This window comes from Liquorilactobacillus satsumensis, assembly GCF_964065465.1.
Lineage (GTDB): Bacteria > Bacillota > Bacilli > Lactobacillales > Lactobacillaceae > Liquorilactobacillus > Liquorilactobacillus satsumensis.
Map to the genome: position 1 here is coordinate 463,848 of NZ_OZ061606.1, position 17,241 is coordinate 481,088.

General features: G+C 40.7%; 20 protein-coding genes. 3 read left to right on the plus strand and 17 right to left on the minus strand.

Annotated elements, in window-relative coordinates:
- Positions 1-9: 9 nt before the first annotated feature.
- The 11 genes from murG to asnB all read right to left on the minus strand — a co-directional run bounded on the left by murG (position 10) and on the right by asnB (position 12,838).
- Positions 10-1,104, minus strand: coding sequence for an undecaprenyldiphospho-muramoylpentapeptide beta-N-acetylglucosaminyltransferase (gene murG, locus AB3Y88_RS02155; protein WP_056959996.1), 1,095 nt, complete (start codon positions 1,102-1,104; stop codon positions 10-12).
- Position 1,105: 1 nt separating this feature from the next.
- Entirely contained in the window at positions 1,106-2,479 is a 1,374-nt protein-coding gene (gene murD, locus AB3Y88_RS02160) for a UDP-N-acetylmuramoyl-L-alanine--D-glutamate ligase (RefSeq protein WP_228887774.1), read from the minus strand.
- A gap of 57 nt (positions 2,480-2,536) precedes the next feature.
- Positions 2,537-3,499, minus strand: a complete 963-nt coding sequence (gene mraY / locus AB3Y88_RS02165) for a phospho-N-acetylmuramoyl-pentapeptide-transferase (RefSeq protein ID WP_056959992.1) — start codon at positions 3,497-3,499, stop codon at positions 2,537-2,539.
- Entirely contained in the window at positions 3,500-4,987 is a 1,488-nt protein-coding gene (locus AB3Y88_RS02170; RefSeq protein WP_056959990.1) for a UDP-N-acetylmuramoyl-L-alanyl-D-glutamate--2,6-diaminopimelate ligase, read from the minus strand. It lies immediately after the preceding gene.
- Positions 4,988-5,003: 16 nt separating this feature from the next.
- Positions 5,004-7,157, minus strand: a complete 2,154-nt coding sequence (locus AB3Y88_RS02175; protein ID WP_056959988.1) for a penicillin-binding protein — start codon at positions 7,155-7,157, stop codon at positions 5,004-5,006.
- A complete protein-coding gene (gene ftsL, locus AB3Y88_RS02180) occupies positions 7,154-7,525 on the minus strand; it encodes a cell division protein FtsL (RefSeq protein WP_056959986.1) in 372 nt (123 codons plus the stop codon). Before ftsL ends, AB3Y88_RS02175 begins: the two co-directional genes overlap by 4 nt.
- 31 nt (positions 7,526-7,556) lie before the next feature.
- The gene (gene rsmH, locus AB3Y88_RS02185) at positions 7,557-8,504 is read right to left on the minus strand and encodes a 16S rRNA (cytosine(1402)-N(4))-methyltransferase RsmH (RefSeq protein WP_056959984.1); all 948 of its coding nucleotides are present in this window, start codon (positions 8,502-8,504) and stop codon (positions 7,557-7,559) included.
- 17 nt (positions 8,505-8,521) lie between these two features.
- Entirely contained in the window at positions 8,522-8,953 is a 432-nt protein-coding gene (gene mraZ, locus AB3Y88_RS02190) for a division/cell wall cluster transcriptional repressor MraZ (RefSeq protein ID WP_056959983.1), read from the minus strand.
- Positions 8,954-9,363: 410 nt separating this feature from the next.
- Positions 9,364-9,717 (minus strand): DUF3397 family protein, encoded by a 354-nt coding sequence (locus tag AB3Y88_RS02195; RefSeq protein ID WP_056959981.1) that lies wholly within the window; start codon positions 9,715-9,717, stop codon positions 9,364-9,366.
- A gap of 11 nt (positions 9,718-9,728) precedes the next feature.
- The gene (dapG, locus tag AB3Y88_RS02200) at positions 9,729-10,928 is read right to left on the minus strand and encodes an aspartate kinase (protein WP_054757536.1); all 1,200 of its coding nucleotides are present in this window, start codon (positions 10,926-10,928) and stop codon (positions 9,729-9,731) included.
- Positions 10,929-10,951: 23 nt separating this feature from the next.
- Entirely contained in the window at positions 10,952-12,838 is a 1,887-nt protein-coding gene (gene asnB / locus AB3Y88_RS02205) for an asparagine synthase (glutamine-hydrolyzing) (RefSeq protein ID WP_056959979.1), read from the minus strand.
- A 174-nt stretch (positions 12,839-13,012) separates the two neighbouring features.
- Here asnB and AB3Y88_RS02210 point away from each other — a divergent pair, with 174 nt between their 5' ends.
- Entirely contained in the window at positions 13,013-13,132 is a 120-nt protein-coding gene (locus AB3Y88_RS02210; protein WP_082610401.1) for a DUF4044 domain-containing protein, read from the plus strand.
- A gap of 337 nt (positions 13,133-13,469) precedes the next feature.
- On the opposite strand, the gene AB3Y88_RS02215 is transcribed toward AB3Y88_RS02210, so the two are convergent.
- On the minus strand, positions 13,470-13,679 hold the full coding sequence (locus AB3Y88_RS02215) for a hypothetical protein (RefSeq protein ID WP_054757332.1): 210 nt from the start codon (positions 13,677-13,679) through the stop codon (positions 13,470-13,472).
- 216 nt (positions 13,680-13,895) lie between these two features.
- On the opposite strand from AB3Y88_RS02215, the gene AB3Y88_RS02220 reads away from it, so the two are divergent.
- Both AB3Y88_RS02220 and AB3Y88_RS02225 read left to right on the plus strand, forming a co-directional pair.
- Positions 13,896-14,237 carry a helix-turn-helix domain-containing protein gene (locus tag AB3Y88_RS02220; RefSeq protein WP_054757331.1) on the plus strand — a complete coding sequence of 114 codons (342 nt, stop codon included), beginning with the start codon at positions 13,896-13,898 and terminating at the stop codon, positions 14,235-14,237.
- 2 nt (positions 14,238-14,239) lie between these two features.
- The gene (locus AB3Y88_RS02225; RefSeq protein ID WP_054757330.1) at positions 14,240-14,659 is read left to right on the plus strand and encodes an ImmA/IrrE family metallo-endopeptidase; all 420 of its coding nucleotides are present in this window, start codon (positions 14,240-14,242) and stop codon (positions 14,657-14,659) included.
- Positions 14,660-14,763: 104 nt separating this feature from the next.
- On the opposite strand, the gene rplS is transcribed toward AB3Y88_RS02225, so the two are convergent.
- The 5 genes from rplS to rpsP form a co-directional block, all read right to left on the minus strand.
- Positions 14,764-15,114 (minus strand): 50S ribosomal protein L19, encoded by a 351-nt coding sequence (gene rplS / locus AB3Y88_RS02230; protein WP_056959977.1) that lies wholly within the window; start codon positions 15,112-15,114, stop codon positions 14,764-14,766.
- A 175-nt stretch (positions 15,115-15,289) separates the two neighbouring features.
- Entirely contained in the window at positions 15,290-16,027 is a 738-nt protein-coding gene (gene trmD / locus AB3Y88_RS02235) for a tRNA (guanosine(37)-N1)-methyltransferase TrmD (RefSeq protein WP_056959975.1), read from the minus strand.
- Positions 16,027-16,539 (minus strand): ribosome maturation factor RimM, encoded by a 513-nt coding sequence (gene rimM, locus AB3Y88_RS02240; protein WP_056959973.1) that lies wholly within the window; start codon positions 16,537-16,539, stop codon positions 16,027-16,029. The genes trmD and rimM overlap by 1 nt, the downstream gene beginning before the upstream one ends.
- A gap of 74 nt (positions 16,540-16,613) precedes the next feature.
- The gene (locus tag AB3Y88_RS02245) at positions 16,614-16,862 is read right to left on the minus strand and encodes a KH domain-containing protein (protein WP_056959972.1); all 249 of its coding nucleotides are present in this window, start codon (positions 16,860-16,862) and stop codon (positions 16,614-16,616) included.
- 11 nt (positions 16,863-16,873) lie between these two features.
- Complete coding sequence (gene rpsP, locus AB3Y88_RS02250; protein WP_054757324.1) at positions 16,874-17,149, minus strand: 30S ribosomal protein S16; 276 nt, start codon at positions 17,147-17,149, stop codon at positions 16,874-16,876.
- Between the last annotated feature and the right edge of the window lie 92 nt (positions 17,150-17,241).

Below are 17,241 nucleotides of genomic sequence, written 5' to 3' on the forward strand. Positions count from 1 at the left end.
CTTTAAAAATTATTTTTTGGCAATCAATTGCTGCAACAGTTGCTCAATTCTAGTTGCCGCATCCGGTACACCAGCTGCGCGTGCTTTAGCAGACATTTCCATTCTTAACTGGTCATTACGCAAAAGTTCATCAACCGCATCTGCGAGTTTGACCCCTGTCAAATCAGCCTCTGTAATCATTTTAGCAGCTCCGACCGTCACCAAGCTTTGTGCGTTATGCGTCTGATGGTCATGTGTTACATAAGGACTTGGAATCAGCACAGAAGGAATCCCCAAGGCTGTAATCTCTGCCAAACTAGTTGCGCCAGCTCGCCCAACAATACAGGTTACCTCGGGTAAGATTGCCGGCATATCAGGAATATACGGCTTAATTAAAATATTCTGCGGCACAGGTGTCTTTAACTCATCCATTATTTTTTGGTAGTGGACACTGCCTGTTACAAATAGTACCTGATATTCTTTTTCGGCAAAATATTCAAAAGCCGCGATTGTGGCTTCATTAATTCTGCGTGCTCCGCGTGATCCTCCAAAAATCAGGACTGTCTTCTTAGTGGCACTTAGACCCAATTCTTGCAGCCGTCCAGAAGGCTTAATTCCTGCGACCTGCTGTGCGCGCGGGTTGCCGGTGAAAACTACTTTTGCAGCAGGAAACTCAGCTGCCGCTTGTGCAAAACAAATCCCAATCTTATCAACAAAATGACTTAAAAATTTGTTTGTAATCCCTGCAATGCTATTTTGTTCATGAATAAAAGTTGGAATTTTCATTTTTGCAGCAGCATAGACTACCGCACCACAGACATAACCACCAGTCCCCACAACAACGTCAGGTTTAAATTGACGAATAATCCGTTTGGCATCATGAACACTTTTTAAAAAGAGGTAAATCGTTTTAAAATTCTCAAGCGACAATGACCGCTTGAATCCTTGAATCTTAATGGTCTGAAAAGCGACTCCTGCAGCTGGCACAATTTTGCTTTCTAATCCCTTATGCGTTCCAACATACAGAACTTCCGTCGCAGGATCATCTTTTTTCAAAGTCTCGATCAAAGCTAACGCTGGATAGATGTGTCCTCCAGTTCCACCACCAGAGATTAAAATACGCATCCTATTTCACCTCCACTTGCTTTTGCAGCTTGGTAACAGCCGTAATAAACAGGTCACCACGAACTTCAAAAGTTGGATACTGATCCCAGCTCGCACAGGCCGGCGAAAGCAATACTACATCACCAGCCTGGCTCATTTCATAGGCTAAAGGAACTGCCGAAACAACATCTTTAGTATGTACAATCTTTTTAACACCAGCTTTTTTGCCCGCTGCTGCTACAAGATCTGCCGTCTCACCAAAGACAATTAAACCGCGTAAATTCTTAAAATACGGTTCAAGGCGCTCAAAAGTAAAGCCACGATCCAAGCCGCCTGCCATTAAGACAACTGGTGCCGTAAAACCAGCTAATGCCTTTTCTGTGGCTTCCATATTGGTAGCCTTCGAGTCATTATAGAACTTCCTACCGTTAATTGTGGTAACATACTGTGTCCGATGGCGTACGCCGGAAAAAGTTTGTAAAACCTCTGCAATCTGTTCATTACTTTTACCCATCAATTTTGCAACTGCTAAGGCAGCCAAGGCATTCTCCACATTGTGGTCTCCAGGAACTTTGATCGCACTTGCCAGCATAATTTTCTCGCCTTTAAAACAGAGCCAGCCGTCCTTCAGATAGGCACCTGCTTCGGTTTTATCCTGTCTTGAAAAGGGAACAACTTGGGCATGTGACAACTGACTAAGTTGACGCCATTCAGCAGCATCCCAATTAACTACAAAGAAATCAGCTTGATCTTGGTTCATCGTGATGCGCATCTTTGCTTTAACATAGTTTTCACGTGAACCATGATAATCTGTGTGCGCCTCGTAAATATTTGTCAAAACTGCAATATGAGGTTTTAACTTTGTAATTCCTAGAAGTTGAAAACTTGAAAGCTCTGTGACCATTACATCTGCAGCCGTGGCTTTTTGTGCAACTTGACTTGCTGGAATTCCAATATTTCCCGCCAATAATGCCTGCCCCTTAGTTGCTCCTTGATTTAGCATCAATGCGATCATTGTTGTTGTCGTCGTTTTTCCATTTGTCCCTGTAATCCCAATCAAAGGTGCATCAAGAATTTCAAAGGCAAGTTCTGGTTCGGTGATGATCGGCAAATGTTGCTTAACAGCAGCTGCAACAAGCACATTGCTATATGGAATCCCCGGATTTTTAACAACCAGTTCAGTACCTTCAAGTAAGGAAAGTGGGTGTCCGCCCGTCACCAGCCGAATCCCTTGCTGGCGCAGTCCAGCTGCCACTTTAGGATCTTTGGGCGCTTTGAGATCATTGACAGTTACGTCAGCTCCCAATTCGCACAAAAGTTTAGCTGCATTCACACCGCTTTTGCCTAATCCAATTACCAGCACTTTTTTATTTTCATACGCTGTTATTTTTTTCATCTGCATAGACTTCCTTTTCACAATTTGCACAAACACAAAATTATAGTATTTTTTACTCTAAAGAACGTTCCAGAGTGTCAGAATTCCTGCAATTAAACCAATTAACCAAAAGGTCAAATCGATGCGCCATTCGCTCCAACCGCTAAGTTCAAAGTGATGATGGATGGGACTCATTTTGAAGATTCGCTTACCAGTCAGCTTGAAAGATGCAACCTGCAGCATAACACTTGCAGTTTCAATTACAAAAATAATTCCAACCAGCAGCAAAGATAATTCTTGGTGTAATAAAATTGAAACGGCTGCCAATGCACCACCCAGCGACAGTGAACCCATGTCACCCATAAAAATTTTGGCTGGCTTATGATTAAAAATTAAAAAACCTGCAAGTGCACCAATGACAGCTAAACAAAACAGCAAAATATCAACCTTGTGCTGTGCATGTGCGATCACTGCATAAACTCCAAAAGCAATCATTGCTTGTCCCGCAACTAACCCGTCAATTCCATCGGTCAGATTAACCGCATTTGAAAAGCCTACCAGCCACACAATTACAAATAAAGTAAAGAGCAACCCGAGATGAACTTCAAAACCCATGAAACTTAATGACGCTGGTAATTTTTCATGTGTGTAAACAACCATGAAAATCAATGCCCCGATAATCTGTCCCAGCAATTTCTGCCAAGCTTTCATTCCTTCATTTTGTTTCTTCCACAATTTAATTGAATCGTCCCAAAATCCCAGTGCGCCATAAAGCAGCAAAATGAAATCCAAAACCAGCAATTGTGAAGTCAGCTGATGCCAAAAAAGTGGCAAAATCAGTGCTGTCAAAAGAATTGCCCCATTAAAAACCAATCCGCCCATTGTTGGAGTCCCAGCTTTTTTTTCGTGCCACTTAGGACCAACTTCGCGAATCATTTGTCCCTGCTTTTTCTTATGTGCGTAATTTATAAATAATGGTAAAAAACTGACTGTCGCCACAAAACTGATTAGCGTGGCGATTGCCATCTTAAGAATTGACATTTAACTTTCCTGCTCCTTTATTTTAAGTGCTGCCTGTGCTTCTTCAACATCATCAAAATGATATTTATGAGCTCCGATGATCTGATAATCTTCATGTCCCTTTCCGGCAATTAATACAATATCGCCCGGACACGCTTGGTTGATCGCCGCTTGAATTGCTTCTTTACGGTTAACAAAAGTTGCAACCGTGCGTCCTTGTGGAACTCCCTGCAGCATGTCATTGATAATTGCCTGCGGTTCTTCTGAACGCGGATTGTCAGAAGTAAAGATTGGATAGTCACTGTAGTTGCAAGCAATTTGAGCCATTTTAGGCCGTTTGCCGTGATCACGGTCACCGCCACAACCGACTACGCAAAAAACTTTGCCCTTAACAAAATCGTTAATAGTTTCAAGTGCATTCAGCAAACCATCCGGTGTATGTGAATAATCAACAATTGCAGCCACTTTGGTGGGAGACGAAATTAACTGCAGTCTGCCTTTAACACCTGGAAAGGCCTCCAATGTTTGGATAATCGCGCTTGGCTCCAAACCAGAAGCATAGGCCGCTGCAAAAGCAGCCAAAATATTGTACACATTGAACAGACCCACCATTTTTACTCTAAGATGCCACTTTTGTTCAAAAAGCTGCAAGTCAAAATCTGTTCCCTGACTATGAATTTCAATATTAGTGGCTCTGATCATCGCCGCTTGTTTGATTCCATAGGTTAAGATTTGGGCCGCGGTATCGTGCTCCAACTGTCTACCGATCGGATCATCAATATTCAAAACAGCAATTTTACCATCACTATTATGCGCATAGGAATTGCCTAATTGTGAGAACAGCAGACTCTTGGCATGCGCATAATTTGCCATTGTCTTATGATAGTCAAGATGATCGCGCGTTAAGTTCGTAAAGACCGCTACATCAAAATCAATTCCCCAAACTCTGCCTTGAATAAGCGCAATTGATGAAACTTCCATTGAAACAGTTGAAACACCACGTTCAACCATCTTATTCAAGGTACGCTGCAGCGTAATAATGTCAGGAGTAGTATTTTTAGTTTTTAGGATTTCATCCCCAATCTTACGATACATTGTGCCAATCAAGCCAGTTTTTTCTCCGTGAGCGCGGAAAATTGCTTCAACTATATGAGTAACTGTTGTTTTTCCATTCGTTCCAGTTACTCCTACCACTCGCAAGGCTTGACTAGAACCAGCATAAAAATAACTGCTTAAAACAGCCATCGCGCGTTTAGTATCTTGCACATATACAACTGGAATACTCCCAGTCTCGACTTGCTCTTGTGCAATAATCATTTTTGCACCTTTTTTTAGTGCCGTTTTAACTAATGTGTGTCCATCCACAACTGCACCCTTAATTGCAATAAAAACGCTGTTATCAATAATTTCCCGGGTATCTTGTGTGAGCAAAGAAACTCTGAAATCTTCATAGCTTCCTGGAACCACTTGCTTAAATTTCAAACTATTAATTAATTTACTTGCTTGCATAATTCACCACATCATTCTACTTTAATTGAACTGAAACTTTGCTAACACCTGTCAAAGATTTATTAGCTGCCACACTTTGTGAACTGACGTATCCGGAACCTGAAAAATCAAATTCGATTCCAAGAAGTTTCCCTAACTTGGCAACATCGCTGCGTGACCAGCCTGAAAGATCCGGCATAACTTTTTCACCACCAGTCAACAAAATGATTCGCTCACCTGAAAGCTTCACACTTCCTGCATTTTCAGACTGCGCCAAAACCTTTTTGCCGTTCCCTACCTCTACAACTAATAGTCCACTATTACTCAACTGCTGGCGAACCGTTGCGGCTGTTTGACCGACTTCATTTTGAATTGTAACTTGCGTGCTTGAAGTTGTACTGGATTCCTGCTTTTCATCAAGTGCCCTTTTCAGCAAAGGATTGAACACAGACGCCAGCATCTCTCCAGAAGTTCCATTTGCAAATGTTTTTGGTTGTTTCATTACTAAGTACAAGATATATTGCGGATTATCTGCAGGTGCAACTCCAACTACCGAAAAAGTATAGTTGGTCTCACCCGTCAAATAACCGGTGCCCGAGCTATTGCCAATTTGTCCCGTCCCAGTTTTAGCAGCAATCCGATACCCATCAATCTTAAATGCAGATCCAGTTCCATTTTGATTATAGACAACATCTTGCATCATACTCAACACTTTTTTTGAAGTTGATTTCTTGATTGGCTGTCCAACAACCTTTGTTTTTGTTTGATAAACCGTTTTGCCTGTATTTGGATTGACCACTTTGCTGACGATCCGCGGCTTAACCATTTTACCATCATTAGCAACTGCCGAAAAAGCCTGCATCATTTGTAAAACTGAAACATTGATGCCTTGTCCGTAAGCAGTATTCGCCTGCTCAATCGGATATTTATATTCAATACTTCCTTTAGTTTCATTCAATAAACCTGAGGAAGTCGAACGTAACAGGCCAAAGCGGTGAATATAGTTCAACCAGCGTTTTGCTCCCATTTGTTGTTCCAAATGCGCCATCCCGACATTCGAAGAACGAATAAAAGCATCACGGTAAGTAATGTTGCCCCAACCATTAGTGTTCCAATCATCCACCGTTTTACCATCGATTTTATAAGTTCCTGACTTGAAAGTGCTGTTTTGATTATATATCCCACTATCAATTGCCGCCGACATCGTTAAGACTTTCATGGTAGAACCAGGTTCAAAACCATCTTCCACCAAGATATTGCGCCACATTTGATTCAATCCATCCTTGGTTTGCGCATTAAAGGTTGGCCGTTGTGTTGCCGCTTTAATCTCTCCTGTTTTTGGATCCATTAACACAGCACTCATGGATTGCGGATGATATTTTTCCTGGGCTTGAGTCATTAAAGTTTCTAGATAAGTCTGCAACCGTGAATCCAAGGTCGTGTAAACATTATCTCCATCCTTGGCTTTGCGAGTTTTGACTTTCGATCCCGGAATTGGGGTTCCACGAACATCCTTTTCAAAACTGCGGACTCCGTTGACTCCAGCTAGCTGCTTATTAAAGATTTTTTCAAGCCCCATGACTCCCACCATCTTATTCGACTCATTTTCAGCAAGCCCGATCAGATGTGAAGCAAAAATTCCATTAGGATAAAGACGTGCCTGCGACTCTTTAAAATTAATTCCCGGTAAATTAGCCGCTTCAATTTTCTTTTTAGTTTCAAGTGAAATATTCTTTCCAGCCGTTCCCAGCTCAACTTGATAAGTTTCCTTGTCGCTGGGATTCAAAATTTTAAGTACCTGATCATAACTGATCGTTAGATTTTGACTTAAGATTTTAGCCGCTTTTGTCTTTTCACTTTCAGCCAAATACTGTCGTTTCCCAAAAGCAACTGCTGATTTAGACAAGACGATATAAATCGAATACGTCGAGGTATCTTCTGCAATTGGTTGGTTATTTGCATCATAGATTGTGCCTCGTTGAGCTTTAACCTCAGTCTTGCTTGCATAAAGCTGAGCAACCCTTTTAGGAAGATCAACACCATTTGCAGTTTTAAAGACTGCAATATAAAAAAAGCGACCGATAAATAGTGCGAATAGCAGCGCAACGATAAAGAAAATTCCACGTCCATACAATTTTCTGTTTTTTTGCTGTATTCGTCTATCTATCTGCCGCTTACTCTGCTTGCTCATTTTGAAACATTCCTTATATTCTGATTATTCATCTTCAGGCCCAGGTTCTGAGCAATCTGTGTCAACCTACTCCGGCTTGATAGTTCACTGATCTCCTGCTTCGTATCAACGTTTTTATTTTGCAGACTGACAATGCCCTGATTAACCTGCTGTAAATTATACTGTGCCTTTGAAAGTGTGATTTTAGCAGAGATCACAGTAATCATCAACACCATGACCATCAGACCTGCAATTACAACCCCAAAAACTTCCAAACGTGACAACGGAACTCTCTTAGAATAAGTTTTAACTTCTTTTGTATGTAATGTTCTAGGTTCATGTTCAATTTGTGGTTGAACTTTAATTTGTCTTGCGGTGTTCTGTGCCATTCTATCACATCCTTCGATCTAAATTATTAAATTATTCTTTAATTCGCTCGATAATCCTTAGTTTGGCAGAATGTGCCCGATGATTTTCAAGCAATTCCCTTTCAGAAGGGACGATCGGCTTATGCGTCACGAGTCGATACTTCGGTTGATACTCTGTTGGAATTACCGGTAACCCAGGCGGAAGTTCAGGAAGCGAACTTTTTTCCCTAAAAAGACTTTTAACCAACCGATCTTCAAGTGACTGAAAGGTGATGACACTAATCCGTCCACCTACCTGCAGCAACTCAAGTGCTTGTTCCAGCGATGCTTCTAGTGCCCCTAATTCATCGTTAACAGCTATTCTGATTGCCTGAAAAACTCGTTTGGCAGGATGCCCTCCAGTTCGGCGAGCACGTGCCGGAATTGCTTCTTTAATCAGCGTAACCAGTTCGCCGGTTGTCACAATCTCTTGGGTAAGACGTCTTTTTTCAATCAAACGTGCAATTGATTTAGCGTATTTTTCTTCGCCATACCGAAAGAAAATCCGCACAAGGTCTGCGTAAGGCCACTCATTCACAATTACCCGCGCTGTCAGTTGCTGGCTTTGGTCCATCCGCATATCAAGCGGCGCATCGTAACGATAACTAAATCCGCGTTCGGCATCGTCAAATTGAGGAGAAGAAACTCCCAAATCATAGACGATCCCATCAACCTGATTCACTCCGTTTTCTTGTAATTTCAGCTGAAGCTCACGAAAATTGGCTTTGATAAAGGTTACTTTTTTTGCAGCAGTGCTGTCTTTAAACCGCTCTAAATTATATGTAATCGCTGTTTGATCTTGGTCAAAGGAATAAAGATGCCCGGTCGATAACCCCTGCAGCAATAAACTAGTATGTCCTCCAGCACCAAGTGTGCAGTCAACATAAATTCCTGTCGCCTTAACATTCAAACCTGCAATTGCTTCATGTAATAGAACAGTTGTATGTTTAAATTCTTCCAAAGTAACCCCCTCTAGACCTAAAGCCCGAAATCAATCATATTTTCGGCAATTTCATCAAAGTTGCCCTCTGCTTCAGTTGAAAAGTCATCCCAGCGTGTTTGAGCCCAAATTTCAAAACGATTTGAAACCCCGACCACCACACATTTTTTATCGAGTGCAGCATGCTCGCGTAAGGGCTTAGGAACACTGATTCGCCCTTGCTTATCGAATTCACACTCGGTTGCGGCGGAATAAAAGAACCTCACAAAGGCACGTGCGTCTTTTTTAGTTAATGGGAGTTTTTGCAGCTTTTGTTCCAATTTGTCCCACTCGTTTTGAGGATAACCAAATAAACAGCCATCCATTCCCCGTGTGATCACAAATTTTTCACCAAGGTCCTCACGGAACTTGGCGGGAATGATTAGGCGACCCTTTTCGTCGATCGTATGACGAAACTCTCCCATAAACATCAAAAGACACCTCCTTTGACACTACCTTAAACTGATATTACCACATTCCCCCACTTTAAACCACAAATTTACCACTTTTAACCACTTTGAAATAAATTGAAGCCAGCACAACGTTCAAAAATTGCATAATGCGCTTTCAAGTTATTGAAAATTCAAGCACACAAAAAAAGAGGCTGTGACAAAAGTTAAATTTTGTCACAGTCTCTTTTTTATTGCTGGATAAACGTGTTCCATAAGTCAAAATTCTCCGTCTAACTTCGAATTACTCATAGCAAAGTACCCACGATGTTCGCAATTTCGAGTTAGCACTCAAATTTTACCGACTTATGTCACACTCTCCTATTTCATTAAATTATTACTATTCTTTTCAAGAAATTCCAAGACCAGACACCCAACTACAAAGTAGCCTTTTAAAGAAATTGTAAAATCAAAAGCACCCCATAAGCCCCATAAATGACAATGTCAAAAAAACGCCAATAACGCAGTATAAACGTCCGATAAACAAGTTGTCTTTCTACAAGTGCATATCCGAGACTCATTGCAATTCCTAAAACTGCCATTCCCAGAAAAATAAAAGGCAGCAATGAAATCTGAAACCGTGCGCTTGAAAGTTGATGAATCCCTAAAAGTACAAAGAACGCCAAAACATCAAAGGGTTTAATCCGCCCAGAAAAAATTCGAGGACGCAACTTCATTTTTTTCCAAAATTTAAAAATTAACCAGAGTAAGCATAAATAAACTAATTGCCAATACCACTGAAACATCTCAATCATCCTTAGACATTCAACAAGAAAGTATCATGAAGCGCATTTACTGCAACATTCAGATCACTTTGTTTAACTAAAACCCAAATTGTCGTATAACTATCTGTTGTCTGCAGAATTTCAATTTTATTTTTCACTAAAGTTGCCACAATTTTGGCGGTAATTCCTGGAGTGCCCATAATACCTGCACCGACAATTGAAACCTTAGCACAGTCATTGATGACTTCAGCTGTGATTTTTGCTTTAGCCAACAGCTCTTGTGCAACTAAAGTTTGTACATGATTTAAATTAAAGACAACCTTTTCGGGAAGAATATTAATAAAATCAACACTTAAATGATTAGCTGCTAACAAGTTGAAAATCTTATCAGCAGGATAGGCAGCAGTCGAGACACTGAATTGAGTTAAACCGACTTGATGAGCAATTCCAGTGACACTCCGGTAATCCTGAATTGACAAGTCACGATCTGAGATCAGTGTTCCCATTTCAGAAACGCTATCCCATGTTGATCTGATTCTTAAAGGCACATGTGCTTGCTGTGCAATCTCTACGGCACGTGGATGAACAACCTTTGCGCCTTCATGTGCCATGTTAGCAACTTCCTCATAACTGACATTTTTTAAAAAGCGCGCTTTTTTAACTATTCGCGGATCTCCTGTCATCATCCCCGAAACATCTGTAAAAATATCGACCCTTTTAGCAGATAACGCAGCGCCTAACAAGGCAGCTGAAGTATCACTTCCACCACGTCCTAGCGTCGCCAGATGACCTTCACGTGATAATCCCTGAAAACCGGCGACAACGACTACATCTTTTTGCGAAAAGGCTTTGATAATTCCTTCAGTTTTAACATCAAGTACTTTAGCATTTTGATACTCATTATCAGTTCGAAAACCAGCATCTGCACCAGTCATCGCAGTCGCAGCCAATCCATTTTCTTTTAAAAGCTCTGTAAAGACAGCTGTTGAGATAATTTCTCCCACAGAAACAAGCATATCAAGTTCGCGATGAGAAAGCTTAGTCTGCTCGCCTTTAACTAAGTTCAATAAGGAATCAGTGGCATATGGTGCACCTTTGCGCCCAATCGCTGAGACCACCACCACAACTTTATATCCTTTGGATACTGCATAGCGCACATGTTCGAGTGCCTTATGCCGTGCCGCATCATCTTGGACGGAAGTTCCGCCAAACTTTTGAACCATTATTTCCACTGACAATCCCTCATTCCCTATTATTAACTGTCTAACCGAGCTGCCTCAGCTGAATCCATCAGCGTTGGCGCTTCAATGTAAATTTTATGCCACATCATAAACGTTAAAATTGTCCATAATTTACGTGAGTTATCTCTTTTTTGCAGCCGATGATCTTCCAAAAGCTGCAAGAAGTAATTTTTGTCAAAAAATTGTTCAGTCTGTGATGACTCGATAATATTGCGCGCCCAATCATACATTTCGTCACGCAACCAGAAGCGAATCGGGACTGGGAAACCTAATTTTTTACGATTTAGCACATGTTCAGGCACAACTCCTTCAGCTGCTTTACGTAAAACATACTTAGTTGTGCCATGCGCAATTCGCAGATTAGCAGGAATTTCACTTGCAACTGCAAACACTTCTTTATCCAAAAACGGAGTCCGCAACTCTAAACTGTGTGCAAGTGTAGTCCGATCTGCATTGTGCAGTAAATCGCCATTCAACCATGTATGCACATCAATAAATTGCATCCGGCTAATTGGATCATAGTCAAGCGCATCCTGATAAAAAGGGTGCGTAATTGACTGTAATGGATGAGCATTATCATAATTCTTGATGAATTGATGTTTTTCAGCTTCATTGAAAATAAAGGCATTCCCAACATAACGCTTTTCAAGTGGGGTTGTGCCGCGCAGCAGAAAGCTTCTTCCTTTAACACCTTCTGGAATCATTTCTGCAATTTTATGCAAAACTCCATTGAGCGGTTTCGTATAATTAAAAGGCCGTAATGAATTAGGCTCATTGTAAATCGTATAACCACCGAAAAGCTCATCAGCGCCTTCTCCAGTCAAAGCCACCTTCACGTGCTTACGCGCCTCTTTAGCAACAAAATACTGCGGCACTGCAGCCGGATCAGCTAAGGGGTCATCCATATTCCACACAAAATGTGGGAAAGCTTGCATAAATTCCTCAGGGGTAATAATTGAACTGTAGTTCTTAACCCCTAATTTTTCAGCTGTTTCTTGGGCAACATCCAGTTCACTATAACCTTCGCGTTGAAAGCCAACAGAAACAGTTTCAATTTGCTGATTGAACTGTTTGGCAATTGCTACGATGATTGAAGAATCAATCCCACCAGAAAGAAAGGAACCTACTGGAACATCTGCTCGCATATGCTTTTCAACTGAATCGAATAAAATAGCGCGTACTTTCTTAATATACTCATTTTCGGGACGAATAACCGGCTTAAATTGAGCATAATAATACCGCTTAATCTCTGGTTGCTGTCCTAATTTTTTGGTTAAATAGTGTCCAGGTTCAAGCATCCGAATTTCTTTAACCAGCGACTCAGGTTCAGGTACATACTGATAAGTCATATAGTCTTGGAGTGCATCTTGATCAAAAGTCTTATGTTGCAATACTTTGAAAATCGCCTTGCTCTCAGAACCGTAATAAAAATCATGATCTACCATAGCATAATAGAAAGGTTTGATTCCAAAATGATCACGGGCCGCAAACAAAACCTGTTCCTGCTTATCCCAAATTACGAAGGCAAACATTCCCCGAAAGAACTTAACACAATCCTCGCGATGTTTTGCATACATTGCAAGAATCACTTCAGAATCAGAGTCGGTCTTAAATCCATAGCCTTCTTTTTTTAACTCTTCACGTAATTCAATATAGTTATAAATTTCTCCATTAAAAGTCATCCAGTAACGTTCATTATCATAAGAAAGAGGTTGATGTCCCCCTTCAAGATCGATAATGCTGAGTCTTCTGAATCCCATTGTAATATTTTGATCCTCAAAATAACCTGCATCATCCGGTCCGCGATGGACAACCATTTTATTCATTGAGTGTATCATTTCATTGTATTCTTTTCCGGTATCTTTTGCGACATCACTTAAACACCCTACAAAACCACACATAATCGGCACCTCTTCCGGTAAGTTTTCCATCTTTTTCATTATAAATGTTTGCAAGTTCAAATTCAATTTGTTTCAGAATTTTATAACTTTCGAAAGAATTTTACTAGCATTTGACACACCAGGGTACCAAACGGTATAGTAAACTTCAAAAGACAAATGAAGGGTGAGCGTGTTTTGGCCAAGAAAAAGAAGTCGCGTTTTCAAAAAATTACAATGGCTGTTGTGTGGGTGATGATCATTGCCACGATCGGAACAATGGTTATGACTGCTGTTATTTCCGTTATGGGGTATTAATTACCTTCCAGGACCGCGCTTAGGATAACCGCAAGCGTGCTTAGACTTAAATTTACAAAAACAATGTCCATGATTAGCAATAAGGGGCTGTGACAAAAGTTAACTTTTGTCACAGCCCCTCTTTTATTCCGGATAAACGTGTTCCATAAGTCAAAATTCTGCGTCTAACTTCGAATTACTCATAGCAAAGTACTCACGATGTTCGTAATTTCGAGTTAGCACTCAAATTTTCCCGACTTATGTCACACTCTTTTTGTTTTATTTTGTAATGTCTGAATTAACGTGCTGCAAAACCTGCCTAACCTTAGCACTTCTTTTCTACTGCTGGATAGTCGCCTTAATCATTGACGCCAACATAATTACGAATTTTGTTCAACCAATTCCTTGTATTTTCAGAATCAGCCACTCTTCCATTGATCAGTTGATTGACATAGGGTTTAGAGAGTCCAAAGTGATTGGCAATATCAGACTGAGAACTTGGCCTAATACCCATTCGTTTATTTCTTTTCAGACACAGTAAAATTGCATCTGACAGTTCATATGTCATTTCAATCCACTCCTAATCAGGCTAAAATTAGCTAATTTGTTTGACGACCCAGTGACAGTATTATAAAATCAACAAGGAAGCGCAGTGTGAGGTCACACATTGCAGTTCCATTAAATATTAATTAATTTATCGTCTGTGGTAATTATACTAACTTATTGATTAGTTTTCAATGACTTTCTAACTTTTTAGTTATATTTTCCTGATAGGAGACTCCTTATGTGTACAGTAGATCGAATCAAGAACCTTGCAAAAGAACATCATATCTCAGTCTACGAACTTGAAGAACAGCTTGGGTTCGGCAAAAATACGATCTATCAGTGGACAAAAAGAACGCCTTCTGTTGAACGTGTTAAAAAAGTTGCTGATTATTTCGATGTTTCATTAGACTATCTGATGGGACGTTCCGCTAACGAAAAAATTAACACTAATAAAATTGATTTAGCTGAAACTCAACAAGGAATTTTAAGTTTTGAAGGTAAAGTTATTCCAGACAACGAACTTGAACTGATTAGAAAAATGCTTCGAAATACTCAAAGTGACACCTCGGAGGATCATTAGGCATGGAATCGCTGGTGCTCAACTCACTGTTGAAAACTGCTGCAGCTTTAGGAATCAAAGTTATTTGGACAAAAGAATTGGCTGCTGAAACACCTGCAATAATTGCATTAAAACAGCGCTGCATTATCATGAACCTGAATTGGCACCGGCGTAATGAGCTCATCTTTCAGCTTGCGCATGAAATTGCACATTTGCTGTTCAAGAATATCGGCGACGAGGTTCTTTATGAATGTTCCTATGCTCAGCGCGCTTTGATTGAAGCCAACGCTAACAGCGGAGCCATTAAGCTATTGCTTCCTTTTTACTGCGAACAAAAAGAGCGAGAAGATGCGAATGCAGGAGAGTTTATCAGCATTTTTGCAATTCCTGCTCATCTGAATGAGGAAGTTTTTTCACAAATGAAAGCATATTACCATCTTTAAAATTCATTTTTCAAGCATCAAAAAAGGTTGCGCTAAGCTGGAACTAATTCCAACTTAACACAACCTTTTTTAGCATACCCAAGTTAAGTATACTTATAATCCTCTTACTTACGACGCTTTTCAGGAATACGAGCTGCCTTACCATGCAAAGCACGCAAGTAATAGAGTTTAGCACGACGAACACGGCCGTGACGAATTACATCAATCTTTTCAACACGTGGTGTATGCACTGGGAAAGTACGTTCAACCCCAATACCGCTACTAATTTTACGCACAGTATAAGTTTCGCTGATCCCTTCACCACGACGTTTGATAACTACACCTTCAAAAATCTGGATACGTTCGCGTGTCCCTTCAACAATGCGGGCATGAACACGAACAGTGTCCCCTGGACGAAAATCAGGAATGTCGTCTCTTAATTGACCTTCCGTGATCTTTTTAATCAATGGATTCATTATGTTTCTTCCTTTCGCCGACATTCATGTCCATTCACAGCGGAATATCGTTAATTTGGCATAAGCCAATAAGAATGTTACCACATCAAAATCAGAATTTCAAGTTAAACTTGGACAACTCAAAAATTCAGCAGTTAACTCAATCTGCAGAATTTAGTGCCTAGTAACTGCACTTTTAAATTCCACTTTGCTGTTTAATGATTCGCAGCCACGCTTGCTGCTGCGCTGTCAACTTCAACCCAGCTAACAGGTCCGGACGCCGTTGATAAGTTCTCTTTAGCGACTCATAAGCACGCCACTGTGCTATTTTTTGGTGATTACCGCTCAAGAGGACATCTGGCACCTTTAACCCACGGTAAACGGCTGGACGTGTGTATTGCGGATACTCCAGCAAACCGGTTGAAAAAGAATCATCACCTGCCGAGGCAGTGTTGCCCAAAACACCTGGTAACAATCTAACTGTTGCATCAATAATTACCATTGCTCCGAGTTCTCCTCCAGTTAAGACGTAATCTCCCAGAGAAATCTCATCTGTTACTTGCGTTCTAATCCGCTCATCATAACCTTCATAATGTCCGCAAATAAAAGTTAAATGCTGTTCTTTTGCTAGCTCTGTCGCCACAGCTTGATTAAATTGTCTTCCGGCAGGATCAAGCAAAATTACACGGCCAAGATCACCGCTGTTTTGCTGCACTTGATCAAGTGCAGCAAAAATCGGCTGCGCCTGCAACAGCATTCCTGCTCCTCCGCCGTAAGGATAATCATCGACATGGTGCTGCCGACTTTCAGTAAAATCTCGATAATTTGTAATATCAACTTGCAGCAATTCTTTCTCAAGCGCTTTACCCACGATTGATTGGTGTAAAGGCCCTGCAAACATCTCTGGAAAAAGACTTAAGATATCGATTTTCATCACTCATCCAACCCATCTAAAAGCTCTATTTCAACCACACCGTTTTCCAAATCGACTTTTTTGATCACATCTTTAATAGCTGGTAAAAGCAGGTCCTTCTTTGGGGGACGTGCCACAACCCAAACATCATTTGCTCCGAGGCTGAGAATTTCTTTAACTGTCCCCAAGCTCCCCTTTTGCCGATCTTGAACCTGTAAACCCACAATTTGGTGATAGTAAAAATTGTCATCGCTTAAGCGCTGTTGCTGCTGCTCGGTAACCAGTAATTTGCATCCTTTGAATTTCTCAACCTGATTAATGTCATCATAACCAACAAAACTAAGCAGATAAAATTGTTTTTGCTGCCGGACATTCTGCAGTTCAACCATGAGTGGCTGCGCACTTGTAGTTTGAAGGTAAAGCTTTTTCCCCTTTTGGAAACGTTCAGCTGCGAAATCAGTAATCGTAGCTGCTTTAACTTCGCCACGAATACCGTGAGTATTAATGATCTGCCCAACTTCGTAGTAATCCATCTGAGCACCTTTCCTTTCTTAATATAAAGAAAACCTCTAAATGAAACATTGCTGCTTCATCAAGAGGTCCTCAATTAGGTATTTTTAATAATCAAACGAACGCGCTGCTTGCCATTCAGACGGGTATTATGGATGAGCGTCCGCAAAGCGTTTGCGATTCGGCCATTCCTGCCGATCACCCGTCCCAGGTCCTGCGGTGCTACGCTGAGATTAAAAATTAAAAAATGACTGCCCTGACTAACTTCAAGTGAAATCATTTGGGGCTTAGCAACAAGTGGTTTAATAATCGCAATGATCAATTGGCGCACATCTGCTTCTGTCATTTTAAATTTCCCTATTTCTTAGCAAACTTTGCATCATGGAATTTCTTCATGACACCATTCTTTGAAAGAATATTGCGCACTGTATCTGAAGGCTGTGCACCATTATTCAACCAATTCAAAATGTTTTCTTCTTTGAGAGTTACCTTTTCAGGCTCTACTAATGGGTTGTACGTACCAACTGTTTCAATAAAACGACCATCACGTGGTGAACGTGAGTCTGCAACAACAATTCGGTAGAAAGGACGCTTCTTAGAACCCATACGTTTCAAACGAATCTTTACTGACATAAATACACCTCCTAATATCTTTCTTAACGATAAATAATATACCAGTAATTCAAGCTGCTGTAAAGGATTATTTCTTGACAGAGCTAAAAAAA